The sequence below is a fragment of the Halorubrum sp. B52 genome, assembly GCF_059752555.1.
In genome coordinates this window covers 170,303-195,128 of record NZ_MWTG01000008.1, presented here as the reverse complement: position 1 = coordinate 195,128, position 24,826 = coordinate 170,303, and the positions used below count along the sequence as shown (strand labels likewise).

Genomic DNA, 24,826 nt, shown 5'->3' with positions numbered 1-24,826 from the left:
GACGCGGGTTCGGCCGTGTCTCCGCCGTCGGTTCTAGCCGCAGGGCCCCGTCGGGGACCTCCGTCACCCGCGGTCCGTTCTGGACGCGCCGAACCATCGATCCAGCGGCCGAGGACGGCGATACCGGGCGTCACTGGACCTCCTCCTGCGTCGTTGACCGACCCTCCGAGTGGCGGTCCGAAGCCCGATCGGCGTCCCGATCCGCGTCCCAGCCGGCGTTCGGGTCCTCGCGCTCGGCCCGATCGCCGTCTCGGGCCGTTGACCTCTCGCCGGTCGTCTTCGCGAGGATGGCGTCGACGGTTCGGTCGACCGGGTCGCCGTCGCGGGTGAGCCCCCGAGCGGAGCGGATACCGCCCAGGACGCCGCGTTCCGACGCGGAGAGGAAGGCCGCGGCGACGGGGTCGCTCGTCCAGGTGCCCTCGTCGACGCGACGTTCGGCGTCGGTCCGCGAACACCCCTCCGCGCGCATCGTCGCCCGGATCGCCGCCTCCCGGAGCCGATGGCGACGATCGTTCGCCGACCGAGCGGAGAGGAACCCACTCAGTCGCCCGCCGCCGGCGCGGTCGAACGACGCACCGGGATGCGTCGCCGTCAGGACGCCCTCGACGGCCGGCGGCGTCGCCTCGCTGACGCCGCGGACGCGCCGTGCTGCCACGAGGAGCAACGCGAGACCGACCGCGAGGAGGCCGAGCGCCGCCAGCACCACGTAGTCGCTCCCGAGGGCTTCGATCGCCGCGTCGATCCGGAGCACGCCCTCCGTCTCCGGATCGAAGGCGACGAGCAGTCCGACGCCGAGCGTCGCGACCCCCACCAGGAGAAGCAGGACGCGGATCGCCCGACCGAGGCGGGCGAGCAGCCCCCTGGCGTCGGTTCGACGTGTCTCCGCGTCGCTCGAGTCGGTCGCGTCGGTCCGGACCGTTGCGGGGTCGCGGGCGGCGGTTCCGTCGGTCATTCCACGCCACGCTCCAGCCCGCGGAGCCCCTCGCGGGCCCGGTCGAGCTCCGCGTCGACCGGGCGCCCCCCATAGTGTACGCGCTCGAACGCGGAAACGATCGACTCGACGGCGTCGCGATCGACGTCTCGAACGCGAGCGAGCGCCCGGCACTCGTCCGGAGTCGTCGTCTCGGGCCGCTCCGGATTCAGCCGACGTATCACCTCCACCCAGGCCCGGTCCACGTCGTGTTCGGGGGCCGTCCCGGGCCAGCGTCCGGCCGCCGGTCGCGGCTCGGCGGCAGGTGTCGTTCGGGGGTCGCGATCGAGGAAACCGACCAGAACGCCCCGGTACCGATACGTCAGTGCGGCCGCCGCCAGAATCGCCGCAACCGGGAGGAGGAGACGGAGGAGACGACTCAACAGCGCGATCAGGCGGTCGAAGAGCGAGGGTTCGTCGGCCGCGGAGCCCGGGCCGTCGGCGGAACCGCCACCGGCCCCGTCGGCGCCCGCCTCCCCTCCGCTCTCGATGGACTCCCGAATCGCGGCCGCGTCGCTCTGGCCGATCGGCAGGCTGTCCCAGTCCGGGTTTATCTCGTCGGCCGGATCGGTCGTCAGGCTCGTTTCCAGCGTCGTCGACGCGACGCTCAACGACGTGACCGCCAACAGCGCTATCAGCGCCGACAGGAGGCGTGACCGATTCATAAAGCGAAGGGCGGTGTGACCGACTGACAGCGGCTACCCGGCGACGACTCGGTGAGGGCCGACTGCATTTTCAGGACGGACACCTCAAAGAGGGTTTATTATACACACCGTAACGACCGTGAGGCGCTCACCGGAACCGCGCCGGAGAGCGCCGGTAACGGCGCGATCTGCCAGGTGCAGATTCCCGACTGCTAGACTGCCGGTGCCGCCGTCAGCGAGGCGCGCTCGATGAGACGGCGAACTGCGAGTGAACAGCCTCCGGCGACCGAGGGCTCGATCCGGGCGACTACCCCGAGTAGTAGTACTCGCCCTCGCGCTTCTGCTTGCTGTCGAGCTGCGAGCCCGGCTTGTTGATCCGGGGGCGCCCCGTGCGCTCGTCGCGGCGGAAGGTGATGTCGAGGTCGGCGAGGAACTCGTTCATGCCGTCGCGCATGTCCTGCGGCGGCGCGGCGTGACCGCGCTGGGCCGGCTCGCCGTCGAACACCATCAGGCGGTCGGCCAGGAGGTCGATCATGTAGATGTCGTGGTCGATCACCATCACGGTCGCGTCGTGGTTCTCGGCGTACCGGCGGATCGCCGTCGTCGCGCGGACGCGCTGCTCGACGTCGAGGTGCGCGGAGGGCTCGTCGAGCAGGTAGAGGTCGGCGTCCTCGGAGAGGCACGCCGCGATGGCGACGCGCTGGCGCTCTCCGCCGGACAGGTCGGCGAGGTTCTGTTCCATGATCCGCTCTAGCTGGAGCGGCTGGGCGACCTCCGTGTTCCAGTAGGAGCTGCCGAACTCGTCGGTGATAGAGGAGAGGAAGGCGTCGACGCGCATCGGCTGGTCGATCTCGATGTACTGCGGCTTGTACGCGATGTCGAGCGCGAAGTCGAGCTCGCCCTCGTCCGGTTCCAGCGACCCCGCGAACAGCTTCGCGAGCGTCGACTTCCCGATCCCGTTCGGGCCGACGACCCCGAGCACCTCCGAGTGGTTGATCGCGCCGCCCTCGACGTGGAGCTCGAACTCGCCGTCGCCGTACGACTTCGAGAGGTCGGGGTACTCGACCAGCGTCTCGCTGCGCGAGGCGACGCGGGGGGCGTGCTCCTCGAACGTGATCGCGGAGGGCCGGATCCGCATGTTCTCGTTGTCGAGGTACCCCTTCAGGTACTCGTTGATCCCGTTGCGGACCGACTTGGGGTCGGTGATGACCCCGTACGCGCCCGGCTCCCCGTAGGCGACGTGGAGGGTGTCGGCGAGGAGGTCGAGGATCGCGAGGTCGTGCTCCACCACGAGCATCGAGCGGTCGGCGGCGTCGTCGTCCGCCAGCTCGCGGATGAGCCGGGCGACGATCATCCGCTGCCCGATGTCGAGGTACGGCGTGATCTCGTCGAGGAAGTAGAAGTCGGCGTCGCGGGCGAGACACGCCGCGATGGCGACGCGCTGAAGCTCTCCGCCGGAGATGGAGTCGATGTCCTGGTCCATCACCGGGGCGATGTTGAGCCGGTCGATCAGCTCGTCGAGCGCGCCGCGCTCGTCGGTGCGCTCCAACAGCTCGCGGGTGTTGCCGTCGAACTGCTTGGGGATCTGGTCGACGTACTGCGGCTTGCGGGAAACGCTCACGTCGCCGTCCTTCAGCGACTTGAGGTAGTTCTGGAGCCCCGTGCCGCGGAACCGGTCGAGCACGCGGTCCCAGTCGGCCTCCGCCTCGTGGTCGCCGAGGTTCGGGACCATCTCGCCGGCGAGCCCGTGAACCGCGGTCGACTTCCCGATCCCGTTCGGGCCCAAGATCCCGGTGACGTTCCCCGGCTCGGGGGTCGGAAGTCCGTACAGCGAGAAGGCGTTCTCGCCGTAGCGGTGGACCGGCTCCTCGTCGAGCTCGGACGGGAGGTTGATGATCTCGATCGCGTCGAACGGGCACTTCTCGACGCAGATCCCGCAGGTCTCGCCCAGACAGATCTCCTCTGAGATGTGGATCTGGTCCGGGTCGCCCTCGACCGCGTCCTCGCCGCGCTCGGTGATGCACTCCTTGCCCGTCCGGTTCGGCGGGCAGTAGTTCGCGCACTCGTAGTTACACCGGTCGGGTTGGCACCGATCGAGGTCGACCACGGCGATGCTGTCGTCGGCCATCTCACGCCACCAGTTGGACGCCGGACGTCGCCAGCACGGTGTAGCTGATGAACCACAGCGTGAACGTCAGGAACGCCACGTAGAGGTTGTCCTTGACACCGAAATCGCCGACGCCGATGACCTTGTACAGGGGGTACTGGGCGAGCACGAACGCGCCGAGGACCAACACGACCGTGGTGCTCTGGGCGGCGGCCACGGTCGTGCCCACGTAGGCGGCCGAGACGACGCCGGCGGCGATCCCCGCCAGACAGCAGATCGTCGTGACGACCACGCCCCGCGCGTGGCCGGAGATGCCCGAGTCGTCGCTCATATCAACGGATCCGCGAGCGCACGTGAAAAGCCGTTCGTTCCGCCCGTCGGACGCCGGGGACCGCGAAGGCGAGGGGCGGCCGTCGCGACGGGCGCGAACCGGTCCGACGGGGGAGAGCGCGCGCGAGCCGCACCGCTGACTGACTGGTCAGTCGATCGGGGAGATAGCAGCGTTTCTTGCCGGTTGTCAGCAGGATAACCAGCAAAATAAGCCGGTTTTGGCGGCAAAATCGCCGAATTCGGGGCGTGAGCCATCAACATTTATGCCGATGTGCGGTTTCGAATCGTAACGATGGAAGGAACCCAAACGGAGGGCCTCGACGACCTCCCGCCGAGCGCCAAGCTCGTCTTCAAGGTGCTCGAGTACAACGGCCCGCTGACGCAGAAAGGCATCGTGCAGGAGTCGATGCTGTCGGCCCGGACCGTCCGGTACGCCCTCGAGCGGTTAGAGGGGATCGACGTCGTCGACGAGGACGTCTACTTCGCGGACGCCAGACAGAACCTCTACAAGCTCACCGAGCCCGCACAGGAGTTCACCGGCGAGGAGAGCGACGCCTCCTGTACCGCCGACTGAGACCGCACCGACCGATCCGTCCCCGACCGGCCCGCCTCCGTCCCCACCGAGCCTACCTCCGCCCCGTCCGGTCTACCTCCGCCCCCACCGGGCCCGCCTCCGTCCCCGCTCGACCCGCCTCCGTCCCCGACCGAACCGATCGATCTTCCGGTCGTTCGCGTCGCTGATCGACTCGTTCGTCACTGCTCGCTCCCCCCTCACTCGGGTCGCTCCGTCGACGCCTCGCCGGCCCCCCGCGCCGCCTCGGCGATCGTGAGCGCGACGGCGACCAACAGCGCGAACGTCGCCGCCAGCACGAACGCTAAGAACAGGAACCAGACCTCCGGACCGAACAGCGGGTACTCCCGCGTGTCAATCACGGGGCCGAGCAGCTCCAGCGTCCGGACGAGGTACAGCAGGAGCGCGAGGCCCGCGCCCGCGACGAGCCCGATCCGGACGTTCCGGTAGAACGCCAGCGACTCGAGGAGGACGAGCATCGGGGGCTTGGTCGAACTGTCGTCGGTCACGAGGAGACGTAGCCGCCCGGCGCGCAAAGAGCCTCCGGAACGGCGCGGCGGACGACTCCCCGAACCGGGAACATCACGATCGAAAATCGACGTCTGAGCCCCTAACCACGTCAATACCAGCCATCAAGTGGGGTCGGGGCGAAGCGGGGCCATGGCCAAGGTCGTCCTGTCGTCGTTCCCGATGATCGACCCGGAGACGTACCGCGAGGTGCTCGACGAGCGCGTCGACGGCCCAGTCGAGATCGAGGTCGCCGACCTGGGGTCGGCCGAGCGGGTTATCGAGGCGGCCGGGGGCGCCGACGCGGTCGTCACCGACATCAACACGCCGGTGACCGCCGAGGCGCTCGCGGCGCTCGACCTGTCGGTCGTCGTCCGATCGGCCGTCGGCGTCGACAACGTCGACGTCGTCGCCGCGGCCGACGAGGGCGTCACCGTCACCCGCGTCCCCGACTACTGCACCGACGAGGTGGCGACCCACTCCGTCTCGCTGCTGCTCGCCTGTCTCCGCTCGCTGAAGGCGTACGACGACGCCGTCGCCGCCGGCGGCTGGAGCTGGGAGACCGGCCGCCCGGTCCGCCGCGTGAGCGCGTCGACGGTCGGGCTGCTCTCGTTCGGCCCCATCGCCCGGCGCGCCGCGGAACAGCTCGCCGGCTTCGACGCCGAGCTGCTCGCCCACGACCCGTTCGTCGACGCCGACGAGATGGCCGAGTACGGCGTCGAGAAGGTCGGGTTCGAGGCGCTGTTCGATCGCGCGGACCACGTCGGCGTCTACGCGCCGCTGACCGACGCGACCCGCGGGATCGTCGACGCCGACGCGCTCGCGCGGCTCGGCGAGGACTCGGTCGTTGTCAACGTGAGCCGCGGGCCGGTCGTCGACGCCGACGCCCTGCTCGACGCGTTAGAGCGCGGGGCGATCAAGGGCGCCGGCCTCGACGTGCTCGCAGAGGAGCCGCCCGCGGACGACCCGCTCGTCGGTCGCGAGGACACCGTCGTCACGCCGCACGCGGCGTGGTACAGCGAGGAGGCCAGAGACGACCTGAACCGGAGCGGCGCGGCCGACGTCGCCGCCGTCCTCAACGGCGAGGCGCCGGACGGACGGGTCGACCCCGACGCAGGCTGGCTGTAGCGTGGCGGTGCGCGGCGACGGTGACCGGGGCGAGCACCGGCTACAGCCGATCGAGCGCGTCGAAGTCGTCGTCGCCCTCGCCGTCGCCGTCCCCCTCTCCGCCGCCGTCGACCGTTCCGCCGTCGTCCGTCTTCGCCGCCTCGAACTCGCCCGCCTCCAGCCCCGCCGCCAGTCCGGGGCCGAGGTCGTACGTGTCTCGCACGGTCTGCGCGAGCACGCCGTCGCGGTCGAAGACGACGTAGACGGCGACGAAGTCGTGGGCGGCGGGTCGCAGCACGAACACCTCTCGCGGGTCGTCGTCCTCGCGGGACTCGTTGACGCGGTCGACGAGCGGCTCGATCGGGAGCCGCCCCGCGCGGAGGTCCGCGAAGGCGTCGCCGCCGGGCGCGTCGGCGAACAGGTACAGCGCGCCGTTCGGCTCGCCGTCGTTCGACCGGGTCGTGATCGAGCCGACCGCCTCCCCCTCGGCGCGGATCTGCTCCCACGTCTCGACCGCCGCCTCGAACATCCCCTCGACGCCGTCGGCGAATCGGAACCGGCTCTCGCGGACGACCTCGACGTCGACGAACCGCGCCGAGGCGTCCGTCCACGCCAGCGTTGCGTCGACGACGTGGCCGGGCTCCAGCGACGCCACGCGCTCGGCGAGCCCGTCCTCGTACCCCTCGGCGGTCGCGTACAGGGGATCGAACTGGTCCTCGGCGTCCGGCGCCGTCGGATCGATCGGCCCGTCCGGCAGCTCGACGAGCACGAACTCCTCGGGGGCGTCGGCGGTCTCGGCGGGCGCCCCGCCGTCGTCCGCGGCCGCCTCGTTGCCGGCGGCACCGTCGACGTCGGGTTCGTCCTCGATGTCCGGGCGCGGCCGTCGGTCGTGCACGCGGAACCGGCCGCTCGTCGTCGGGTTCATACGCGGGGATCGGCCGGCGGGCGGATAAGCGGGTCGGACCGGGCCGGAAACCGGTCGATATCGGGTCGCGGCCGGGTCCGTATCGGGTCGCGTTCCCGGCGTCGCGTCCGCGGCGCACCGAGACCGTCACACCGGCGGATCCGTGTCGTTATGGGGCGGGCGACCCAACGGAACGGTAAATGGGGATCCTCGAGGACAAGTCGAACGCCCGCCTGTTCTACAAGTACCTCTCGAAGGTGTACGATCAGGTCAACCGGTTCAACTGGAACGAGGAGATGCGCGCGGAGGCGCTCTCCTGGCTGGAGTTCGGCGACGACCCGAAGGTGCTCGACGTCGGGTGCGGCACCGGATTCGGCACCGAGGGACTGCTCGAACACGCCGACGACGTCCACGGGCTCGACCAGAGCGTCCACCAGATGGAGAAGGCGTTCGAGAAGTTCGGCAAACGCGACCGCGTGAACTTCTACCGCGGCGACGCCGAGCGGCTCCCCTTCCGCGACGACGCGTTCGACGTCGTCTGGTCGTCGGGCTCGATCGAGTACTGGCCGAACCCCGTCGAGGGGCTCCGCGAACTGCGCCGCGTCGCGAAGCCGGGCGGGCAGGTGCTCGTCGTCGGCCCCGACTACCCGCACAACCGCGTCCTCCAGCGCGTCGCCGACGCGATCATGCTGTTCTACGACGAGGAGGAGGCCGACCGGATGTTCGAGGCGGCGGGCTACGAGCAGTTCGAACACCACATCCAGCGGGCGACGCCGCGGAGCCCCCGGGCGATCACGACGGTCGCTCGGGTCCCCGAGGAGTAGCGCGGGCGGACGGGAGGGGTCCGTCGCTCTTCTAGCTCGGCTCGACGACCGCCTCCAGCGTCGCGACCGGCTGTCCGTCGGCCGAGATTTCGACGACGACCGTCCGGCCCGGTTCGAGGGCCGGGTCGTTCGTCCCCGCGACCCGGAACGAGGCCGACCCACCGACGCGCCAGTCGCCGTCGCTGGCGGCGTTGAACGCGCCGGTCGGACCGGGGTGGAACCCCGCCGCCGAGAAGAACGGCACCGGCGGTTGGCGGGCGAGCGGCTCGCCGTCGACGCTGACGCGCACGTCCAGCTCGCTCGCGTCGAGGGCGTCGCCGCCGCGGTGCGTCACCGTGATCCGGTCGTCGGTCGCCGACAGCGACAGCGACGTCGTCGGCGCGGGCTCGACGGGCTCGGCGGGGGCGCCGAGCGCGACGGTGACGACGCCGCCCGCGAGCACGACGGTGATCGCGAGCAGCAGGACCCCGGCGACGGGGGCGAGCGCCCGGGCGGAGCGGTGAGCGTCGCCGACGGGGTTCCGACGCGACGGCGAGCGTGACGGCGGCGGTGAGCGGTCGAGAGGCACGGGGCGGCTGGGCGCGGGATGACCTAAAAGGGTCGGGGAGGGAGAGACGGACGAGCCGGTGGAGACGAGCGGGTCGGACCGCGGCTCCGCTACTCGTCGTCGACGAGCCGCGGCGTCGCGATCGGTCGGAGGCCGTCGACGACGACGACCCGCGGCTCGTCGACGACGGTGATGCGGTACGGCTCCGCCGGCGAGAGCGTCCGGACGACGCCGTCGGCGTCCGTGGTCCCGATCGCCCTGCTGTCGCCGTCGCCGACGCTCTTCGTGACGGTGACGTCGGGGGCGGGCTCGCCCGTCTCCTCGTCGAGGACGGTCACGGTCACCGGGCCGCCGACGTAGCTCCGCTCGACGGTGACGTTGAACCCGTCTCCGGTCTCGGAGGCCCGCTCGGTGTCGGGGAAGGCGTCGAGGTCGATCCGCTGGTGTTCGACGAACACCTGTTCGGTCCCGCCGCTGACGAACGCGCGGAGGACGCCGTACTCGTGCGGGATGGTGATCCGCTGGACCGAGCCGGCCCCGAACGCGTCCGGCTCGCGGAGCGCCGCCGTCTCGGGGTACGCGGCCGTGGTCACGTTGATCGCCTCGTCGTTGCTGATCTCGCCGCCGCCGCGGTCCCAGCGGTCGTTCCGGAACGTCTCTCGGACGTACTCGCCGTCGATGATCGTCGCCAGCGTCACCGAGTCGTCGGTCGACTCGACGTGGATCTCGGCGGCGGAGACCTCGCCGCGAGCGGTCGCGAGCGCGCGGTCGCGAACGGGGCCGCTGTACACCTGAAGCGCGACCTGAAGCTCGTCGAGCCGGGTCGGAGAGCTGAAGCCGTCGGTCTCCTCCGCGAGCGCGTCGACCTCCTCGAGCCGCCGGTCGTACTCCCGGGCGGTGGCGGAGATCCGGACGAGCTCGTCGAGCAGCTCCCGGTCGGAGATGTTACCGGACGCGTGCGCTTGGAACGCCGCCGCCTGCCGGCTGTGGAGGCTCACCTCGTCGCGCTCGACGCGGCTGAGCGCCGCGAGGATCAGCCGCTGTCGCTCGGTGCTCGTCTCGGCGTTCTCGATCCGGTCCACGACCGCCGCGGTCTCCACGGCGGCGTCGACGTCGTCGACGGAGAACGAGAGCGCCGGGCCGAGGTTCGCGCCGCGGGGGGCGCTGGCGACTCGGGCGTCGGCGTCGACCGGTGCGGAGAGCGTGCGGAACGTGAGGTTCGACTCGTCGATCTGCGAGGGGCCGGTCTGGGGTCGTGACGGGTCGACCGCAGCCGAACCGACGGAGTCGGCCGCGACGGGGTCGGTCGCCCCGACGACCGCCGGTTGCTCGGACCCGCCGACCGGGGACGTCGTCCCCGCGACCGGGACGACCAGAAGCAGGACCGCGACGACGACCGGGAGGGCTCTCATCACGCGTAGATTCGCCTCCCGATATAAAAAATCCACCTCAACGCGGCCGCGCGGCGGGGGCACGCCCGGCGGCGGCCGACCACGCGGTCCGGCGAAACAGGCTATGGAAAGCGTTTTGCCCGGTCCACGTGAGAACCGACGTGCATGCGGAACCCTCCGTCTCGCGTCCTCCTCGTCTCGCTGTTCGCCCTCCTCCTCGTCGGCGGCGCCGTGGCGCCGGTCGCCGGAGACGCGGTCGCGGCCGCCCCGGCGCCCGCGTCCGACTCCGCGCCGGCACACGGACAGCCGGCGATCGAGCGCGGCGCGGCGTCGCTCGGGACGACCGCGACCCCCGTCGGCCAGATCGACTCCGATTTCGACCCGGAGACGGCGACGCGGATCCGGATCGAACCGGCGCCGGACCGCGACGCGCGGTGGGAGGTGTCCGTCAGGTTCGCGCTCGCAGACGAGACGGAAGTCGAGGCGTTCGAGACCGCCGGGGAACGGTTCCTCGACGGCGAGGTCGGCCCCGGTCCGTCGCTGTTCGAGGGGTTCGCGCGGGAGGCCAGCCGGAACGTGGACCGGACGATGCGGATCGTGGACGTCGACCGCGAGGTGAGAGTCCACGAGGACCCGTCCGAGTTCGACGTCGCCGGAGACGAGACCGCCGCGGTCGGCGAACTCCGGTTGACGTTCGTCTGGACGGAGTTCCTCGGGACCGACGGTGAGAACCTCGTGTTGGGCGACGCGCTGACGACCCCCGACGGGACGTGGCTCCGGTCGCTCGGCGAGGGGCAGACGCTGGAGGTGGCGACGCCGGAGGGATACACCGTCACCGGAACCCCCGGAGCCACCGTCCCGCTCCGCGACAACGCCGTGATAATCGAGGGACCGCGGACGTTCGGCGAGGACGAGCGGGTCGCGGTGGTGTACGCACCGACCGGGACCGTGGGGCCGCCGTGGGAGATGCTCACCGCGGCGATCGTCGTCGCCGCGCTGCTCATCGCCGGGAGCGTCGTCGGGTACCGGCGGATGGAGGGCGGCGAGCCCGGCGGAACGCGCGCGAACGGGGCGAACGGCGACGGCGGCTCCCGATCGGCGGGCGCCGGCGCGAGCGCGGGTGCGGCCGCTGCCTCCGGTCCCGCCGACGACGAGAACGGCGACGCGGCGGCGGGGGAAGAGCCCGAGGAGGACCTCTCGCTGCTCTCGGACGAGGAACGCGTCGAGCGGCTCCTGACCGACAACGGCGGGCGGATGCGACAGGCCGACATCGTCGCGGAGACCGGCTGGTCCGACGCGAAGGTCTCGCAGCTGCTGTCGGCGATGGCCGACGAGGGGCGCGTCGAGAAGCTCCGGCTGGGCCGCGAGAACCTGATCTCGCTTCCCGACGACGCCGGCGACGGCGACGCGGGCGACTCCGCCGGCACCGCGAGCGACGACGGCGGCGACGTCGGCCGCGACGAACGGTAGCGAGGGCGTCGCTCGGCGTCCGGTCTGGATCCGGGCGAAGGCAACTCTTCTCGGCGAGTGAGGCGTTCCGAAAACCCTTACAGGGCGAGCGACCGAGTGAGTATCATGAAAGTTCTGGTGACCGTCAAGGAGGTCGCGGAGGCGGACGACGACTTCGCGATCGAGGGGACCGACATCGCGGCGTCCGACCTCGAGTACGACCTCAACGAGTGGGACGACTACGCGGTCGAGGCCGCGGTCCAACTGGCCGAGGCCGGTATCGCAGACGAGGTCGTCACCGTCACGATCGGCCCGGAGCGCGCCGAGGAGACGATCCGGATGGCGCTCGCGAAGGGCGCCGACCGCGCGGTCCGCGTCTGGGACGACGCCTTCGAGGCGGGGTTCGCCGACGTGGCCGCGAAGGTCTCGACGTTCGAGGCCGTCGTCGAGGCGGAGGAGCCCGACCTCGTGCTCGGCGGCGTCCAGGCCGCCGACACCGGGTTCGGTGCGACCGGCGTCGCGCTCGCCGAGCGGATCGGCTTCGAGCACGCCGCGGTCGTCAACGACCTCGAGGTGGACGCGGACGCGGGGGTCGCCCACGTCCGCCGCGAGCTGGAGGGCGGCGTCGAGGAGCTCACCGACGTCGACCTCCCCGCCGTGTTGACCGTCCAGACCGGGCTCAACGAGCCGCGGTACGCGAGCCTGCGCGGTATCCGGCAGGCCCAGCGCAAGGAGATCGACGCGAAGGAGCTGGCCGACCTCGGGCTGACTCCGGAAGACGTCGAGAGCGCGCTCGATATCACGTCGATGTACGAGCCGGAGAGCGAGTCCGACGCCGAGATCATCGAGGGCGACGCGGGCGAGGCGGCGGGACGCCTCGCCGAGGTCCTGCGTGACAAGGGGGTGGGCGCGTGATGTCCGACGTGCTCGTCGTCTCCGAACACCGCCGCGGGGAGCTCCGCGACGTCTCCTACGAGGCGATCACGGCCGGGCGAGAGCTCGCCGACGCGCGCGGCGGCGACCTCCGCGTCGCCGTCATCGGCGGCGACGTCGACGGCTTCGCGGAGGACCTGAACCGCGAGGGCGTGGACGCGATCCACGCGGTCGAGAACGGCGAAGAGTTCGACCACAACGTCTACCAGACGGCGATCGCGGCCCTGCTCGACCGGACTGACGCCGGCACCGTCGTGGCGCCGAACTCCGTCAACGGGCTCGACTACGCCCCCGCCGTGGCCGAGGACCGCGGTCTCCCGCTGGTGACGGACGCGATCGGTTTCGAGTACGACGACGGCCTGACGGTCACCCGCGAGATGTACGGCTCGAAGGTGGAGACGACCGTCGACGTCGACGGCGACCGCCACGTGCTCACGGTCCGCGGCGGCGAGTGGGCGCCCGCGGAGGGCGTCGGCGACGCCCCGGTCGAGTCGGTCGACGTCGACCTCCCCGAGTCCGGCGCGCGCGTCACCGGCTTCGAGGAGGTCGGCGGCGGCGACGTCGACATCGCCGACGCCGACGTGCTCGTCTCGGTCGGCCGCGGCATCGAGGAGGAGGAGAACTTGGAGCTCGTCGAGGAGCTCGCCGACGCGCTCGGCGCGACGCTCTCCTCCTCCCGGCCGATCGTCGACAACGGCTGGCTCCCGAAGAACCGGCAGGTCGGGCAGAGCGGGAAGGTCGTCACCCCCGACGTGTACATCGCCGTCGGCATCTCCGGCGCGGTCCAGCACGTCGCCGGCATGAAGGGTTCGGACACGATCGTCGCGATCAACACCGACCCGAACGCGCCGATCTTCGACATCGCCGACTACGGCATCGTCGGCGACCTTTTCGAGGTCGTCCCCGAGCTGATCGACGAGTTCGCGTAGGGACGGGACGCGTCGCCGTCCCGGCAGCAACGCTCTTTGACTCCCCCGGAGTACCGGACGGTCCGACGGCTCCCCGTCGACTCCCGATGATCCCGATCCGCGCCGCCGTCCCGACAGTCGAGGAAGCGAGAGCGCTGCTCGCCGGAGCCCGGCGGACGGACGACGTCGAGGCCGCCGCCGCCACCGCCGCGTCGCTGGCCGACGACGAGCCGGACGCGGCGCTCCTCGATCTCGTCGCGACCCCGTTCGCGTCCGTCGCCGACGTCGACGAGCGGCTGGCGCGGACCGAGTCGTACCTCCGCGAGCGCGGGGACCGGCGCGCGGTGTTCCTCACCGTGTACAGCCGGATGACGGCGACCGTTCGGGACGCGATCGACGACGGCGCGTTCCTCGACCCCGAGTGGGCCGCGTCGTACCTCGTCGCCTTCGCGGAGCGCTACCGCCGGGCGCTGGTCGCGTTCGAGCGGCGGGCGTTCGGGACGCTCCCGCAGCCGTGGCTGATCGCCTTCGCCGCCGCGGCCCGGGGCGAAACGCTCGTCGCGCAGGACGCCCTGCTCGGGATCAACGCGCACATCACCTACGACCTCACGTACACGCTCGGCGACGTCGGGATCGACCCCGACCGCGACGCGAAGCGCGAGGACCACGACCGGATAAACGCGATCCTCGCTCGGCTCGTCCAGACCGCGCAGGACGCGCTCGTCGAGACGTACGCCGCGGTCGAGATCGACGGGATCGACCGGCTGCTCGACCCCCTCGACGACCGGCTGGCCCTGCTCGGGCTGAAAGGGACCCGGGAGTTCGCCTGGCGGAACGCCGTACTGCGCGCCGACCTCCCGGCGTGGGTCGGCGAGCCGTACGTCGACTGGCGGACGGAGACCGTCGCGACGGGCGCCGCGGCGGTCGTGCTCGCTCCCGACTTCGAGGTCGGCGGCGACGAGACCGACGCGAGCGCGCGCCTGCGGAACGCGGAGACCGACGTCGACGCGGCGGCCGCGTTCAACGAAGCGATCCGGCGGCGGACGTAGGGGACGCGAGGGAGCAAACCGTTCCGACCGCCGGCCCGTTCTCGGTTCGTTTATCACCCCGCCGACCCTCCGATCCGGCATGAGCGAGGCCGACGAGCAGACGGCTGCGACCGCGACCGGCCGGGAGATCTGGATCGAGAAGTACCGGCCGCAGTCGCTCGACGACATCCACGGGCAGGAGGCGATCGTCGAGCGGCTCCAGAGCTACATCGAGCAGGACGACATCCCCCACCTCCTCTTCAGCGGCCCGGCCGGCGTCGGGAAGACCACCGCGGCCACCGCCATCGCCCGCCAGGTGTACGGCGAGGACAACTGGCGCGGCAACTTCCTCGAACTCAACGCCTCCGACCAGCGCGGCATCGACGTGGTGCGCGACCGGATCAAGGGGTTCGCGCGGTCGTCGTTCGGCGGCGACTTCCGGATCGTGTTTCTCGATGAGGCAGACTCCCTCACGTCTGACGCCCAGTCAGCGCTCCGCCGCACGATGGAGCAGTTCTCCGACAACACCCGCTTCATCCTCTCGTGTAACTACTCGTCGAAGATCATCGACCCGATCCAGTCGCGCTGCGCCGTCTTCCGCTTCTCGCCGCTCTCGGACGCGGCCGTCGCCGCGCAGACCCGCGAGATCGCCGCGGCGGAGGGGATCGAGGTGACCGATGAAGGGGTCGACGCGCTCGTGTACGCGGCCGACGGCGACATGCGCCGCGCGATCAACTCGCTGCAGGCGGCGGCGACGACCGGCGACGTCGTCGACGAGGAGGCGGTGTACGCGATCACGGCCACCGCCCGCCCCGAGGAGATCGAGTCGATGGTGACGAACGCCCTGGAGGGCGACTTCTCGCGGGCGCGGGCGACCCTCGACACCCTCCTCACGGAGACGGGGATGGCCGGCGGCGACGTGATCGACCAGCTTCACCGCTCCGTCTGGGAATTCGACCTGAGCGAGCGCGAGGCGGTCGCGCTGATGGAGCGCATCGGCGAGGCCGACTACCGGATCGCGGAGGGGGCCAACGAGCAGGTGCAGCTCGAGTCGCTGCTCGCGTCGCTTTCGCTGGACGAGTAGCTCGGGCACGGTCGGGGTCTCGTGTCGATCGCGGCGTATGGACGCTGTTATTTATAACTGACCGACGGGGGCGGTTGCGCGCAGATCTCCGCCGAGGCCCGGTCGCTCGGCGATATGATGGCGATTGAGAAGCGACTGTGAACTCCCCGAAGCCCCAGCCGCCGGCGGCCTCGCGCGTGCTCCTCGCGCCCGCTGGGCGCTCGGCGGCACGCGCCACCGCAGCGCCCTTCGTTTATTGAAAAGTCGCCGTCGTCGCTACGACAGAATTTCGACCTCGTACCCGTCGGCCTCGAGCGCGTCGACGATGTCGGCGGCGTGTTCGGCGTCGTCGGTCTCTAACTCCAGTTCGAGCTCGGCGGCGTTGACGGCGACGTCCCGCGAGGTGCGGTCGTGGTGGACCGCGTACACGTTCGCGCCGGTGCGCGCGACGATGCTGGAGACGCGCTCCAGCTCGCCGGGGCGGTCCTTCAGGTCGACCGTGATCTTGAGGTACCGACCCATCTGCACCAGCCCGCGTCGGATCACGGTGCCGAGTCGGTTGAGGTCGATGTTGCCGCCGCAGAGCGCGGCGACGACCGTCTCGCCGTCGTCGTACTCGAACGCCTCCGAGAGGATCGCGGCGAGCGACACCGCGCCGGCGCCCTCCACGAGCGTCTTCGAGCGTTCGAGGAGGAGCGTGAGCGCGAGAGCGATCTCGCGGTCGTCCACCGCGACGACCTCGTCGACGTACTCCGCCATGACCTCGAGCGTCTCCTCGCCGACCGCCCGCGTGGCGATCCCGTCGGCGATCGTGTCGACGCTGTCGATCTCCACCACTTCGCCCGCCTCTAGGGATTTTGCCGCCGAGGCCGCGCCCTCGGCCTGCACCCCGACGACCCGCACATCGGGGAGCTGTTCTTTGACCGCGACGGCGACGCCCGAGATCAGCCCGCCGCCGCCGATCGGGACGACGACCGTGTCGAGTTCGGGGCAGTCGTCGACGATCTCCAAGCCGAGCGTCCCCTGCCCCGCCATCACGACCGGGTCGTCGAACGCGTGGACGTAGGTGCGTCCCTCCTCGCGCTCCAGCTCGTGGGCGTACGCCTGCGCCTCGTCGTAGTCGACGCCCTCGAGGCGCACGCTCGCGCCGTACCCGCGGGTGGCCTTCACCTTCGAGACGGGCGCGAACTTCGGCATCACGACGGTGGCGTCGACGCCGGCGCGCTGCGCCGCGAGGGCGACGCCCTGCGCGTGGTTCCCCGCGCTCGCGGTGACGACGCCGGCCTCGCGCTCCGCCTCGGAGAGGGTCGCGATCCGGTTCATCGCGCCCCGGATCTTGAACGCGCCGGTGCGCTGGAAGTTCTCCAGTTTGAGCCGAACGTCCGCGCCGCTCATCTCCGAGAAGGTCCGCGAGCGTTCTAAGGGGGTGTGACGCGCCACGCCGTCGACGCGCTCGCGAGCCGCGTGAACGTCTGAGAGGGACAGCATGCGTCCCCGTCGCCGCGCCGACCGCTAATCGGTTCCGGTCCGGGGCGTCTCCCGCGGCGTTTCCCCGGGCGACGGACCGCACGCTCCGGGACGAGCGGGAATCGAACGGGCGAGCGACCGGCTCGCCGTCTGTGAAAGGGGGGAATGCACGCGTGTGACGTGCAACTGGATTCAAGCGGGCGGCATACAAAAAGGTGGGGCTAGCGGAGCGGAAGTGAAACCGCACGACTGCGGCGCCGTCATCCGCTCGTCAGACGGATTTTCGGGGGGTCAGCCGCACCCGCACGTCGGCCCGTTCGAGGTACGCCTCGACCCGCGCCGCGAACTCCCGATCGGCGTTCGGAGACTCGTCCGGCCACGTCGCGTCCGCGTCGAGCCTGTCGGGATCCCCCACGTAGACGGCGGCCCGGTCCGGATGCCCCTCGGACGCGTCGAGCGGGACGCTCGCTCGGAGGTACAGTCCCTCTCCGACGCCCTCGTACTCGTCGAGCGCGGCCGTCTCTTCCGTCCGGAGGAGCCGGCCCGCCGTCTCCCCGCCCGGAGCGAGCGTCGGATACCGCCCCTCGACGAGGCGGAGTCCGGTCAGGGTCGCCGGACCGACGAAGACGAACGAGTCGAGGACCTCGGCGACCCGGTCGGGCTCGGTCAGCGTCCCGTACACGAAGACGTCCATGGGTCGTGTGGGTCGTTCGCACGCTTGAAGCTTCGGTCGCGCGGGCGGCGAATCGCCGATCCGCGACACGCGGACCCATTAAGTGGCGGACGGCCGAATCGGCCCGCATGGACCTGTCCTCCGCCGTCGCCGCCACGGCCTCCACCCTCCGTCGGCGCCCCGCCGACCTGATCCCGTTCTACCTCCTCGGAACGGCGGTCCCCGTCATCGCCCGGATCGGGATGTTCGCCGCGCTCGCCGGCGTCTACCTCCACTTCGAACTCACCGGTCGGCTCGCGGCCGCCCGCGACGCGCTCGCGGGACTCGACCTGACGCCGCCCGACACGCAGGACCCCGAGGCGGTACAGGCGTGGAGCGAGTCGCTCGCCCCGGCGCTCGAACCGCTCGCGTCGCCGACGGCGATCGCCCTCCTCCTGGCGGGGACGGCGGCGACCGTCGCGCTCGCCGTCCTGACGTACGCCGCGGTCTCGGCCGGCCAGCTCTCCGCCGTCGTCGCTCGGCTCCGGAGCGATCGCGGGCTCACCGCGGGCATCGCCGGCGCCCGCGATCGCTGGCTCACGTTCCTCGGGATCTACGTCGCCGAGCTCTGCTGCTGGCTCGGCATCCTGCTCCTCGGGGGGATCGCTGTCGGCGCCGCGTTCGCCGTCAACCCGTTCCTCGGGGCCGCGGCCGCGCTGGTCGTCCTGCTCGTCGGGCTCGTCGCGCTCCTGCTCGTCCGGGTCGTCTTCGCGTTCGCCCCGGCCGCCGTCGTCGTCGACGACGCGGGTACGATCGGCGCCGTTGAGGGGGCGGGCGGGTTCGTCCGGTCGAACCCGGCCGACGCCGCCGCGTACCTCGTCGTCGCCGTCGGCGTCCTCGTCGCGATCTCGTCGGCCGCCTCGGCGCTCGCGTTCCTCGGGGGCGGGGCGCTCGTTGCGCTCGTCAGCGCGGTCGTGGCCGCGCCCGCGCTGGACCTGCTCAAGACCGTCCTCTACGGCGACTACCGCGGCGCCGTCGACCCGCTCGACCCGCCCGAGGCGACCCTCCGCGCGCAGCTCTCCGGCGGCGTTCGCCGCGGCTGGCGCGAGATGGCGGCGTTCGTGCGCCGAACCCCGGGACTACACGCGCTCGTCGTCGTCGTCGGGATCGGGTTCGGCGCGCTCGGCTGGCTCGCCGTCGACCCGTTCGTCGGCGCCGTCACGACCTCCATCGAGGGGCGACTCGTCGGCCACGTCCCGCCCGTCGCGGCCCTCAACTTCTTCGGGAACAACTGGTCGGTCGCGATCGCGACGTCGCTTTCGGGCGTCGCGCTCGTGGTCCCGGCGCTCTCGTCGATCGCGTTCAACGGGTTCGCGCTCGGCGCCACGGCGGCGCTAGAGGAGAACCTCGCCGCGCTCGCGGCGTTCGTCGTCCCCCACGGTCTCTTGGAGATCCCGGCGCTGTTCGTCTCCGGCGCGCTCGGGGTCCACCTCGGGATCGTCTCGTGGCGAACGCTCCGCGGACGGCGCTCGCGCGAGGAGTTCGCCGACGCCCTGGAGACCGCGTTCTGGGTGCTCGTCGGTCTCGGACTGCTGATCGCCGTCGCCGCGTTCATCGAGGGGTTCGTGAGCCCGTACTACTGGCAGCCGTTCCTCTGAGGCTCGGTGGTTCTCCCCGCCGATCCGTCTCCGAACGTCCGCGCCCGTACGTTCAAGTCGCTCCGTCACGAATCCTGACCCGTATGACGCGACGCGATCCCTTCGGCGAGATCGAAGAACTGCTCGAGCGGATGGGGCGAGAGTTCGAGGAGCTCGGCGGCACGCTCGACACGCCGGGCGGTCCCCAGTTCACCGGCGCTCGCGACGTCGCCGTCGACGTGATCGAGGACGACGAGTCCGTCACGGTCCTCGCCGACCTCCCCGGCTTCGACGACGAGGACATCGAGGTCGAACTGCGGGAGGACGCGCTGTCGATCGCAGCGACACGCGAGGAGGAGCGCGACGTGGAGGTCGCGGACGGCGACGACGACGCGCACGACTCCGATGTTCGGTATCACCGCCGCGAGCGCCGGTCGCGGTCCGTCTCGCGGCGGATCCCGCTCGCCGAGCCCGTCGAGCGCGACGGCGCGACCGCCTCCTACGAGAACGGGGTCCTCACCGTCACGCTGCCGAAGCGGTCGGGCGACGGCGGGGGCCACAGCATCGACGTGAGCTGAGCCCGATCCCTCTCCGTAATCGCCCCGATATCCAGCCCTCGTGCTGCGAGATAGCAGCGCTCTGGCCGTGTTTAATACCTCGCGACGCCTCTGTAGGGACGATAGTCATGAACAGATACAACCCCTTCGACGAGATCGAACAGTTCTTCGGCCGCACCCCGTTCGACGTCGATCGGGCGTGGGGGCGCGACCTCCGGACGGCCGACGTCGACGTCGCGGAGTACGACGACGAGTTCGTCGTCGTGGCCGACCTGCCCGGCTACGACCGCGAGCAGATCGACGTCCGCGCGACGGACGGTCGGCTCACGATCACCGCAGAGCGCGCGGAGACGACCCGTGACGGGGAGGCCGACCGTGACGGGGAGGCCGACGACGACGCGGCCGCGGGCGAGACCGCTCGATACCTCCGACGCGAGCGACGCCGCGAGTCGATCACGCGGGCGGTCGACCTCCCCTCGTCCGTCGTCGAGGACGAGGCGAGCGCGACGTACCGGCACGGCGTGCTCACCGTGACGCTCCCCAAGGAGACCGACGACGACGCCGACGGCCACCGGATCGACGTGGAGTAACGAACCGCCCGAGACCGATCGGCCTTTTTACGGGACCGCCGACACTTTCTCCACTACTGCCGTGCTACCGCCCCGCATGGACAACGCGAACGGACCGGGCGACGGAGACGGTCCGGGAGGCGAGGAGCACCCGGACTTCGCGGCCGCTCGCCGGGAACTCGTCGACGCGCTCCGCGGTCGCCTCGACGTGAGCGAGCGGACGCTGTCGGCGATCGAGGCAGTCCCGCGGCACGAGTTCGTCCCCGAGAGCCACCGCTCGCGCGCCTACGCCGACCGGCCGCTCCCGATCGGCCACGACCAGACGATCAGCGCGCCGCACATGGTCGCGGTGATGACGGACCTCCTCGAGTTAGACCGGGGCGACCGCGTCCTCGAGGTCGGGACCGGCTGCGGCTACCACGCCGCCGTCCTCGCCGAGGTCGTCGGGCCGGGGAACGTCTTCAGCGCCGAGTACGTCCCGGAACTCGCCGCCGACGCGCGCGAGCGGCTCGACCGGCTCGGGTACGACGTGACCGTCCGAGCCGGTGACGGCCGCGAGGCGTTCCGCGACGAGGCGCCGTTCGACGCGGCGTCCCTGACGTGTGCGGCGAGCGGCGGCGTCCCCGATCCGATCGTCGAGCAGGTCCGGACCGGCGGCCGGATCGTCGCGCCGGTCGGCGACGGGGGCTTCTTCGGCCGGGGAGGACAGCGGCTCGTTCGCCTCACGGTCCGCGAGGACGGCGTCGAGCGGGAGGACCACGGCGGCGTCCGGTTCGTGCCGATGCGGTGATTCCCTTTCCGGCGGGTCGAGAACCGCCCCGCCGCCGCGGCGAACGAGCGGTTTTAGGCGACCGAGCACCGAGTCCGACCATGGACGAGGCGTCGCTGCGGGCCGACATGATCGAGGGGCTCGAACACGAGATCGGCGAGCCGCTCGGCGCCGCCGTGCTGACCGCCCTCCAGCGGGTCCCCCGCGAGACGTTCGTGGACGACTCCCCGTACGCGAACGCCGCGAGCGACGAGGCCGGGACGCGCGTCCTCGCGCCGGCGACCGCGGTCCGGCTGATCGGCGCGCTGGACGCCGCCGAGGGCGACGACGTCCTCGTGGTCGGCGCCGGCGTGGGCTACTCGGTCGCGATGCTCGCCGAGATCGCGGGGGCGAGACACGTCCACGCGGTCGACATCGACCGCGAGGCGGTGTCGCTCGCGCGGTCGAACCTCTCCGCGGCCGGCTACGACGCCGTCCTCGTCGACCGGCGAGACGGCGCGAACGGCCTGCCGGAGTACGCGCCGTACGACCGGATCCTCCTCGAGGCGGCGGTGCTCGAACCCCCGCGCGCGCTCAGGGAGCAGCTCGCCGACGGCGGGCGGCTCGTCTACCCGCGCGGGAACGCGGTCCAGACCGTCGCCGCGATCGAGGCCGCCCCCGACGGGACGGACGAACCGGACGACGACGCCCCGCCGGGCTTCCGCACCGTCGAGACCGCCGGGCCGGCCCGTCTCCGGCCGATGCTCGTCGACGGCGAGCAGCGCGGCGTGGAGCGGAACCGCACGCGCCGCGAGGACGCCGAACGGGCCCAACAGGGTCACTTCGCGCCGCACGGGTGGGAGCAGGAATGGATCGACTGGGACGACCGGCTCTGAGGGCGCGACCGCCACCGGACGCCGTCCTCCCCGTCACTCCTCGACGACGAGCACCGCCGTGTTCTCCCGCTCGTCGACGTAGTCGCCCTCGGCCGGCGGCTTGACCTCCACCGTGAGCGTCCCGTCCGGCTGGTTCGGTCCCAGCTCGGGCGCGACGTCGACGGTCGCGACGCCCTCTTCGTTCGTCTTCGCCGTCGCCACCCCGTCGATCTGCGCGGACCCGCTGCGGACGATCACCGTCGCGTCGGCGACCCGCGCGCCGTCGGGGTCGATGACGGAGACGTCGACGGACTGCTCGCCCGGCGTCGTCACCTCCGGCTGCGGCCGCGCGTCCACCTCGGTCGCGGAGAGCCCCTCGATGTCCCCGATCATCCCCATCATCACGCTGAGGCTGGCGACGCCGACGACGAGAGCGATCACCAGCCTGACCGGTAACCCCTCGATGGCGCGGCTGTCCGTGCGGAACGATCGGCGGTTCGCGGTGCGTCCGTCGCGTGTCGAGTCGGACATACGCCCCGCTGGCCGCGGCATCACTGATAAACGGTCGGACCGGGTAGCGGTCCGCTCGGTGTGCTCGCCCGCCCTGCCTCCCCGGCCCTTTTTGTGCGATACCGCGGCCACCGCCGATATGCATGTGCTCGGACGCGAGGGCGACAGGGCATACGCCGCCGCCGACGGCGACGCGGATCGCGCGTCGGACACCACCGCGTCGCTCCCGACGGTCCGCCTCGGCTCGTTCCTCGCCCGCGACGGCAGCGCCGGGGCCCCCGTCGGCGTCGACGCGGACCGGCCGCACGCCGGGGTCGTCTTCGGGAAGCGCGGCACCGGGAAGTCGTACACGCTCGGGGTCCTCGCCGAGGGGCTCGCGGACGCGCCGGGCGTCTCTCCGGTCGTCGTCGACCCGATGGGCGTCTTCGGCGGACTCAGGGACGCGGGGGGCCGCGCGGTCGACCCCGCGATTCGTCCGACCGCGATCCCGGCGGCCGCGTGGCCGGACCTCCTCGGACTCGATCCGACGAGCGGTCCGGGCGGGGTGGTGTGGCGGGCCGTCGCCGAGGAGACGGAGGACGCGGGCGTCGCGGGAGGCGCGGACGCGGTCTCGGTCGCCGACCTGCGCGGCCGCGTCGCCGAGGCCGACGCGCCGGCGGACGTCCGCCGCGCGGCCGCGAACCACCTCCGGCTCGCGGCGTCGTGGGGCGTGTTCGACGCCGACGCGTCGTCGGTCGCCTCCCTCGCGGCCGACGGCGCACCGACGGTGCTCGACCTCGCCGGCGTCCCCGAGGCCGCCGCGGCCGCCGTCGTCAGGGCGGTCGCGCGCGGACTGTACGACGCTCGGATCGACGGCGACTGCGACCGGCTCCCGTGGCTGCTCGTCGACGAGGCACACGCCTTCTTCGGCGGCGTCGCCGACCCCGCGCTCAGGACGCTCCTGACCCGCGGCCGCGCCCCGGGCGTCTCGCTCGTCTGCGCGACGCAGCGTCCCGGTGCCCTCCCGAGCGTCGCCGTCTCCCAGTCGGACCTGCTGGTCTGTCACCGACTCACCGCCGAACGCGACGTGGCCCGGCTCGCGGAGGCCGACGCGACGTACCTCGCCGGGGACCTCGCCACGCGGCTCCCGACCGACACCGGCGAGGCGCTCGTCGTCGACGACGAGACCGAGACCGCCCACACGGTCCGGGTCCGCGAGCGGCGGACGCCGCACGGGGGCGCGAGCCCGCGGGCGAGCGACGTGTGTACTGCCGACGCCGCCCGTGCCGACGAGTCCGCCGGCGAACCCGGCGCTTCTCGTCCGGACGCGACCGAGTCCGAAGGTCCAAGGTGACTCCCGGCGACGCGTTCGCATGGAACGGGCGCCGCTCGGGTTCCTGCTCGTGGCCGCCGGCGGCTTCCTCGGCGCGGTCGCCAGACACGGCGTCGCCGTCGCGGTCGGAACCCCCACCGGCGCCGGCACACTCCTCGTCAACGTCGTCGGGTCGTTCGCGCTCGGCCTCTTGGTCTCTCGGGCGACGACGACGCGCGCGCAGCTGTTCGTCGGCACCGGGGCGCTCTCGTCGTTCACGACCTACAGCACGTTCGTCGGCGACGCCGTCGCGCTCGGGGCGCTCGCCGGGACCGGGTACGTCGCCGCGAGCTACGCCGTCGGGTTCGCGGCCGCGCTCGCCGGGCTCCTGGCCGGGGGACGGCTGTGACCGACCCCCTCCTCGCGACCGCGCTCGTCGGCGTCGGCGGGTCGCTCGGCGCGGTCGCCAGACACGCCGTGGGGCTCCGGATCGAAGGGCGCCGCTCCGTGGTGGTCGTCAACGCCCTCGGCAGCCTCGCGCTCGGCGCCGCCCTCGCCGCGCCGATCGGCTCGCCGGCGACCCTCCTCCTCGCGGTCGGCGCTTGCGGCGCGTTCACGACGTTCTCGTCGTTCGCCGTCGAGACGGTGTCGACCGCGCGCGTCGGGGAAGCGGACGTCGCCGTCGGCTTCGCCGCCGCGAACCTGCTCGCCGCGTCGGCCGCGTTTCTCGCCGGCTCGGCGCTCGTCGGCCTGATCGCGTAGTGTGCCTTTCGTCGGTCCCCCGGACGCGACGCCCGAGAGCGACAGGTACAGGCCCCTTCGGGACGTATCGCCTCGCGTGACTGACGACGCCGAGAGCCGCCCGAACGAGCGCGCCGGCACCGAGCGCGCGGCCGGCGACCCGGGCCCCGCCGACCCGGACCGGGGCGCCGCGACCGCGGAGACCGCGACCTCGGAGGACGCGACCGGGGCGTTCGGCGACGACGCGCCGGCGTTCGGCGACCTCTCGCTGCCGCAGCGGGTGTTCGTCGCCGCCGTGCAGAACCCCACCCGCGGCGTCGTGATCGCCGGGCTCCTCGCGTTCGGCTTCTCCTTCTACGTCGCCTTCTGGCTCGTGTTCCCGCGCGTCGCGGCGTTCATGTCCGCGATCGGGGCGGTCCTCGTCGCGATCGTCGCCCTCGTCTACCTGGTCTCCGACCGCGTCTCTGGGTGAGGTCGCGGGACCGGCGACGGCGGC

General features: G+C 72.0%; 28 protein-coding genes. 17 read left to right on the top strand and 11 right to left on the bottom strand.

The window, feature by feature from the left end:
* Positions 1–130: 130 nt before the first annotated feature.
* The 4 genes from B4V04_RS06735 to B4V04_RS06720 form a co-directional block, all read right to left on the bottom strand.
* Positions 131–952 (bottom strand): DUF7269 family protein, encoded by an 822-nt coding sequence (locus tag B4V04_RS06735; RefSeq protein WP_498230280.1) that lies wholly within the window; start codon positions 950–952, stop codon positions 131–133.
* Complete coding sequence (locus tag B4V04_RS06730) at positions 949–1,635, bottom strand: DUF4129 domain-containing protein (RefSeq protein WP_498230278.1); 687 nt, start codon at positions 1,633–1,635, stop codon at positions 949–951. The genes B4V04_RS06735 and B4V04_RS06730 overlap by 4 nt, the downstream gene beginning before the upstream one ends.
* A gap of 286 nt (positions 1,636–1,921) precedes the next feature.
* Complete coding sequence (locus B4V04_RS06725) at positions 1,922–3,742, bottom strand: ribosome biogenesis/translation initiation ATPase RLI (RefSeq protein WP_498230276.1); 1,821 nt, start codon at positions 3,740–3,742, stop codon at positions 1,922–1,924.
* 1 nt (position 3,743) lies between these two features.
* Positions 3,744–4,052: an EMC6-like membrane protein gene (locus B4V04_RS06720; RefSeq protein WP_498230274.1), complete on the bottom strand. Its 309-nt coding sequence runs from the start codon at positions 4,050–4,052 to the stop codon at positions 3,744–3,746.
* Between the two features lie 291 nt (positions 4,053–4,343).
* Here B4V04_RS06720 and B4V04_RS06715 point away from each other — a divergent pair, with 291 nt between their 5' ends.
* Positions 4,344–4,625, top strand: coding sequence for a MarR family transcriptional regulator (locus B4V04_RS06715; RefSeq protein ID WP_144799705.1), 282 nt, complete (start codon positions 4,344–4,346; stop codon positions 4,623–4,625).
* 197 nt (positions 4,626–4,822) lie between these two features.
* Here the strand turns inward: B4V04_RS06715 and B4V04_RS06710 are convergent, their stop codons facing one another.
* On the bottom strand, positions 4,823–5,101 hold the full coding sequence (locus B4V04_RS06710; RefSeq protein WP_498230833.1) for a DUF7536 family protein: 279 nt from the start codon (positions 5,099–5,101) through the stop codon (positions 4,823–4,825).
* Positions 5,102–5,282: 181 nt separating this feature from the next.
* Between B4V04_RS06710 and B4V04_RS06705 the strand changes: the two genes are divergently transcribed.
* A complete protein-coding gene (locus B4V04_RS06705; protein ID WP_498230272.1) occupies positions 5,283–6,257 on the top strand; it encodes a C-terminal binding protein in 975 nt (324 codons plus the stop codon).
* A gap of 40 nt (positions 6,258–6,297) precedes the next feature.
* Here B4V04_RS06705 and B4V04_RS06700 read toward each other — a convergent pair whose 3' ends face one another.
* Positions 6,298–7,161, bottom strand: coding sequence for a DUF6663 family protein (locus B4V04_RS06700; protein WP_498230271.1), 864 nt, complete (start codon positions 7,159–7,161; stop codon positions 6,298–6,300).
* Between the two features lie 179 nt (positions 7,162–7,340).
* On the opposite strand from B4V04_RS06700, the gene B4V04_RS06695 reads away from it, so the two are divergent.
* Entirely contained in the window at positions 7,341–7,964 is a 624-nt protein-coding gene (locus tag B4V04_RS06695; RefSeq protein ID WP_498230269.1) for a methyltransferase domain-containing protein, read from the top strand.
* 31 nt (positions 7,965–7,995) lie between these two features.
* Here B4V04_RS06695 and B4V04_RS06690 read toward each other — a convergent pair whose 3' ends face one another.
* Both B4V04_RS06690 and B4V04_RS06685 read right to left on the bottom strand, forming a co-directional pair.
* Complete coding sequence (locus tag B4V04_RS06690; protein ID WP_498230831.1) at positions 7,996–8,427, bottom strand: type IV pilin N-terminal domain-containing protein; 432 nt, start codon at positions 8,425–8,427, stop codon at positions 7,996–7,998.
* Positions 8,428–8,621: 194 nt separating this feature from the next.
* Positions 8,622–9,923: a DUF7094 domain-containing protein gene (locus tag B4V04_RS06685; RefSeq protein WP_498230267.1), complete on the bottom strand. Its 1,302-nt coding sequence runs from the start codon at positions 9,921–9,923 to the stop codon at positions 8,622–8,624.
* A gap of 144 nt (positions 9,924–10,067) precedes the next feature.
* Between B4V04_RS06685 and B4V04_RS06680 the strand changes: the two genes are divergently transcribed.
* From B4V04_RS06680 to B4V04_RS06660, 5 genes are all read left to right on the top strand, one after another.
* Positions 10,068–11,372 (top strand): helix-turn-helix transcriptional regulator, encoded by a 1,305-nt coding sequence (locus B4V04_RS06680; protein ID WP_498230265.1) that lies wholly within the window; start codon positions 10,068–10,070, stop codon positions 11,370–11,372.
* A gap of 105 nt (positions 11,373–11,477) precedes the next feature.
* On the top strand, positions 11,478–12,266 hold the full coding sequence (locus B4V04_RS06675) for an electron transfer flavoprotein subunit beta/FixA family protein (RefSeq protein WP_498230263.1): 789 nt from the start codon (positions 11,478–11,480) through the stop codon (positions 12,264–12,266).
* Positions 12,266–13,213, top strand: coding sequence for an electron transfer flavoprotein subunit alpha/FixB family protein (locus tag B4V04_RS06670; protein ID WP_498230261.1), 948 nt, complete (start codon positions 12,266–12,268; stop codon positions 13,211–13,213). The genes B4V04_RS06675 and B4V04_RS06670 overlap by 1 nt, the downstream gene beginning before the upstream one ends.
* 86 nt (positions 13,214–13,299) lie before the next feature.
* Positions 13,300–14,241 (top strand): DUF5995 family protein, encoded by a 942-nt coding sequence (locus B4V04_RS06665; protein WP_498230260.1) that lies wholly within the window; start codon positions 13,300–13,302, stop codon positions 14,239–14,241.
* A 79-nt stretch (positions 14,242–14,320) separates the two neighbouring features.
* On the top strand, positions 14,321–15,304 hold the full coding sequence (locus tag B4V04_RS06660) for a replication factor C small subunit (RefSeq protein WP_498230258.1): 984 nt from the start codon (positions 14,321–14,323) through the stop codon (positions 15,302–15,304).
* A 255-nt stretch (positions 15,305–15,559) separates the two neighbouring features.
* Here B4V04_RS06660 and ilvA read toward each other — a convergent pair whose 3' ends face one another.
* Positions 15,560–16,771: a threonine ammonia-lyase gene (gene ilvA, locus B4V04_RS06655; RefSeq protein ID WP_498230256.1), complete on the bottom strand. Its 1,212-nt coding sequence runs from the start codon at positions 16,769–16,771 to the stop codon at positions 15,560–15,562.
* Positions 16,772–17,021: 250 nt separating this feature from the next.
* Positions 17,022–17,444, bottom strand: coding sequence for a gamma-glutamylcyclotransferase family protein (locus B4V04_RS06650; protein ID WP_498230254.1), 423 nt, complete (start codon positions 17,442–17,444; stop codon positions 17,022–17,024).
* A gap of 107 nt (positions 17,445–17,551) precedes the next feature.
* Between B4V04_RS06650 and B4V04_RS06645 the strand changes: the two genes are divergently transcribed.
* From B4V04_RS06645 to B4V04_RS06625, 5 genes are all read left to right on the top strand, one after another.
* A complete protein-coding gene (locus tag B4V04_RS06645) occupies positions 17,552–19,060 on the top strand; it encodes a stage II sporulation protein M (RefSeq protein ID WP_498230253.1) in 1,509 nt (502 codons plus the stop codon).
* A gap of 83 nt (positions 19,061–19,143) precedes the next feature.
* Complete coding sequence (locus tag B4V04_RS06640) at positions 19,144–19,617, top strand: Hsp20/alpha crystallin family protein (protein WP_498230251.1); 474 nt, start codon at positions 19,144–19,146, stop codon at positions 19,615–19,617.
* Positions 19,618–19,724: 107 nt separating this feature from the next.
* Positions 19,725–20,186: an Hsp20/alpha crystallin family protein gene (locus tag B4V04_RS06635; RefSeq protein ID WP_498230249.1), complete on the top strand. Its 462-nt coding sequence runs from the start codon at positions 19,725–19,727 to the stop codon at positions 20,184–20,186.
* A gap of 76 nt (positions 20,187–20,262) precedes the next feature.
* A complete protein-coding gene (locus B4V04_RS06630) occupies positions 20,263–20,955 on the top strand; it encodes a protein-L-isoaspartate(D-aspartate) O-methyltransferase (protein WP_498230247.1) in 693 nt (230 codons plus the stop codon).
* Positions 20,956–21,035: 80 nt separating this feature from the next.
* Positions 21,036–21,809: a protein-L-isoaspartate O-methyltransferase family protein gene (locus tag B4V04_RS06625; protein ID WP_498230245.1), complete on the top strand. Its 774-nt coding sequence runs from the start codon at positions 21,036–21,038 to the stop codon at positions 21,807–21,809.
* 33 nt (positions 21,810–21,842) lie between these two features.
* Here the strand turns inward: B4V04_RS06625 and B4V04_RS06620 are convergent, their stop codons facing one another.
* Positions 21,843–22,319, bottom strand: coding sequence for a DUF7382 domain-containing protein (locus B4V04_RS06620; RefSeq protein ID WP_498230243.1), 477 nt, complete (start codon positions 22,317–22,319; stop codon positions 21,843–21,845).
* Positions 22,320–22,437: 118 nt separating this feature from the next.
* Here B4V04_RS06620 and B4V04_RS06615 point away from each other — a divergent pair, with 118 nt between their 5' ends.
* From B4V04_RS06615 to B4V04_RS06600, 4 genes are all read left to right on the top strand, one after another.
* Positions 22,438–23,631, top strand: coding sequence for an ATP-binding protein (locus tag B4V04_RS06615; protein WP_498230241.1), 1,194 nt, complete (start codon positions 22,438–22,440; stop codon positions 23,629–23,631).
* A 19-nt stretch (positions 23,632–23,650) separates the two neighbouring features.
* Complete coding sequence (locus B4V04_RS06610) at positions 23,651–23,998, top strand: fluoride efflux transporter FluC (RefSeq protein ID WP_498230239.1); 348 nt, start codon at positions 23,651–23,653, stop codon at positions 23,996–23,998.
* Positions 23,995–24,351 carry a fluoride efflux transporter FluC gene (locus B4V04_RS06605; RefSeq protein WP_498230237.1) on the top strand — a complete coding sequence of 119 codons (357 nt, stop codon included), beginning with the start codon at positions 23,995–23,997 and terminating at the stop codon, positions 24,349–24,351. The genes B4V04_RS06610 and B4V04_RS06605 overlap by 4 nt, the downstream gene beginning before the upstream one ends.
* Before the next feature lie 76 nt (positions 24,352–24,427).
* Positions 24,428–24,802, top strand: coding sequence for a hypothetical protein (locus B4V04_RS06600; protein ID WP_498230235.1), 375 nt, complete (start codon positions 24,428–24,430; stop codon positions 24,800–24,802).
* The last annotated feature ends 24 nt before the right edge of the window (positions 24,803–24,826 follow it).

Excerpts from the sequence above, each read along its gene's own strand:
- B4V04_RS06695 (WP_498230269.1), top strand. The coding sequence starts at position 7,341 with ATGGGGATCCTCGAGGACAAGTCGAACGCCCGCCTGTTCTACAAGTAC.
- B4V04_RS06730 (WP_498230278.1), bottom strand. The coding sequence starts at position 1,635 with ATGAATCGGTCACGCCTCCTGTCGGCGCTGATAGCGCTGTTGGCGGTC.
- B4V04_RS06615 (WP_498230241.1), top strand. The coding sequence starts at position 22,438 with ATGCATGTGCTCGGACGCGAGGGCGACAGGGCATACGCCGCCGCCGAC.
- B4V04_RS06710 (WP_498230833.1), bottom strand. The coding sequence starts at position 5,101 with ATGCTCGTCCTCCTCGAGTCGCTGGCGTTCTACCGGAACGTCCGGATC.
- B4V04_RS06660 (WP_498230258.1), top strand. The coding sequence starts at position 14,321 with ATGAGCGAGGCCGACGAGCAGACGGCTGCGACCGCGACCGGCCGGGAG.
- B4V04_RS06640 (WP_498230251.1), top strand. The coding sequence starts at position 19,144 with ATGACGCGACGCGATCCCTTCGGCGAGATCGAAGAACTGCTCGAGCGG.
- B4V04_RS06665 (WP_498230260.1), top strand. The coding sequence starts at position 13,300 with ATGATCCCGATCCGCGCCGCCGTCCCGACAGTCGAGGAAGCGAGAGCG.
- B4V04_RS06635 (WP_498230249.1), top strand. The coding sequence starts at position 19,725 with ATGAACAGATACAACCCCTTCGACGAGATCGAACAGTTCTTCGGCCGC.
- B4V04_RS06715 (WP_144799705.1), top strand. The coding sequence starts at position 4,344 with ATGGAAGGAACCCAAACGGAGGGCCTCGACGACCTCCCGCCGAGCGCC.
- B4V04_RS06735 (WP_498230280.1), bottom strand. The coding sequence starts at position 952 with ATGACCGACGGAACCGCCGCCCGCGACCCCGCAACGGTCCGGACCGAC.
- B4V04_RS06650 (WP_498230254.1), bottom strand. The coding sequence starts at position 17,444 with ATGGACGTCTTCGTGTACGGGACGCTGACCGAGCCCGACCGGGTCGCC.
- B4V04_RS06630 (WP_498230247.1), top strand. The coding sequence starts at position 20,263 with ATGGACAACGCGAACGGACCGGGCGACGGAGACGGTCCGGGAGGCGAG.
- B4V04_RS06645 (WP_498230253.1), top strand. The coding sequence starts at position 17,552 with ATGGACCTGTCCTCCGCCGTCGCCGCCACGGCCTCCACCCTCCGTCGG.
- B4V04_RS06705 (WP_498230272.1), top strand. The coding sequence starts at position 5,283 with ATGGCCAAGGTCGTCCTGTCGTCGTTCCCGATGATCGACCCGGAGACG.
- B4V04_RS06680 (WP_498230265.1), top strand. The coding sequence starts at position 10,068 with ATGCGGAACCCTCCGTCTCGCGTCCTCCTCGTCTCGCTGTTCGCCCTC.
- B4V04_RS06720 (WP_498230274.1), bottom strand. The coding sequence starts at position 4,052 with ATGAGCGACGACTCGGGCATCTCCGGCCACGCGCGGGGCGTGGTCGTC.
- B4V04_RS06675 (WP_498230263.1), top strand. The coding sequence starts at position 11,478 with ATGAAAGTTCTGGTGACCGTCAAGGAGGTCGCGGAGGCGGACGACGAC.
- B4V04_RS06620 (WP_498230243.1), bottom strand. The coding sequence starts at position 22,319 with ATGTCCGACTCGACACGCGACGGACGCACCGCGAACCGCCGATCGTTC.
- B4V04_RS06625 (WP_498230245.1), top strand. The coding sequence starts at position 21,036 with ATGGACGAGGCGTCGCTGCGGGCCGACATGATCGAGGGGCTCGAACAC.
- B4V04_RS06700 (WP_498230271.1), bottom strand. The coding sequence starts at position 7,161 with ATGAACCCGACGACGAGCGGCCGGTTCCGCGTGCACGACCGACGGCCG.
- B4V04_RS06610 (WP_498230239.1), top strand. The coding sequence starts at position 23,651 with ATGGAACGGGCGCCGCTCGGGTTCCTGCTCGTGGCCGCCGGCGGCTTC.
- B4V04_RS06725 (WP_498230276.1), bottom strand. The coding sequence starts at position 3,742 with ATGGCCGACGACAGCATCGCCGTGGTCGACCTCGATCGGTGCCAACCC.
- B4V04_RS06685 (WP_498230267.1), bottom strand. The coding sequence starts at position 9,923 with ATGAGAGCCCTCCCGGTCGTCGTCGCGGTCCTGCTTCTGGTCGTCCCG.
- B4V04_RS06670 (WP_498230261.1), top strand. The coding sequence starts at position 12,266 with ATGTCCGACGTGCTCGTCGTCTCCGAACACCGCCGCGGGGAGCTCCGC.
- ilvA (WP_498230256.1), bottom strand. The coding sequence starts at position 16,771 with ATGCTGTCCCTCTCAGACGTTCACGCGGCTCGCGAGCGCGTCGACGGC.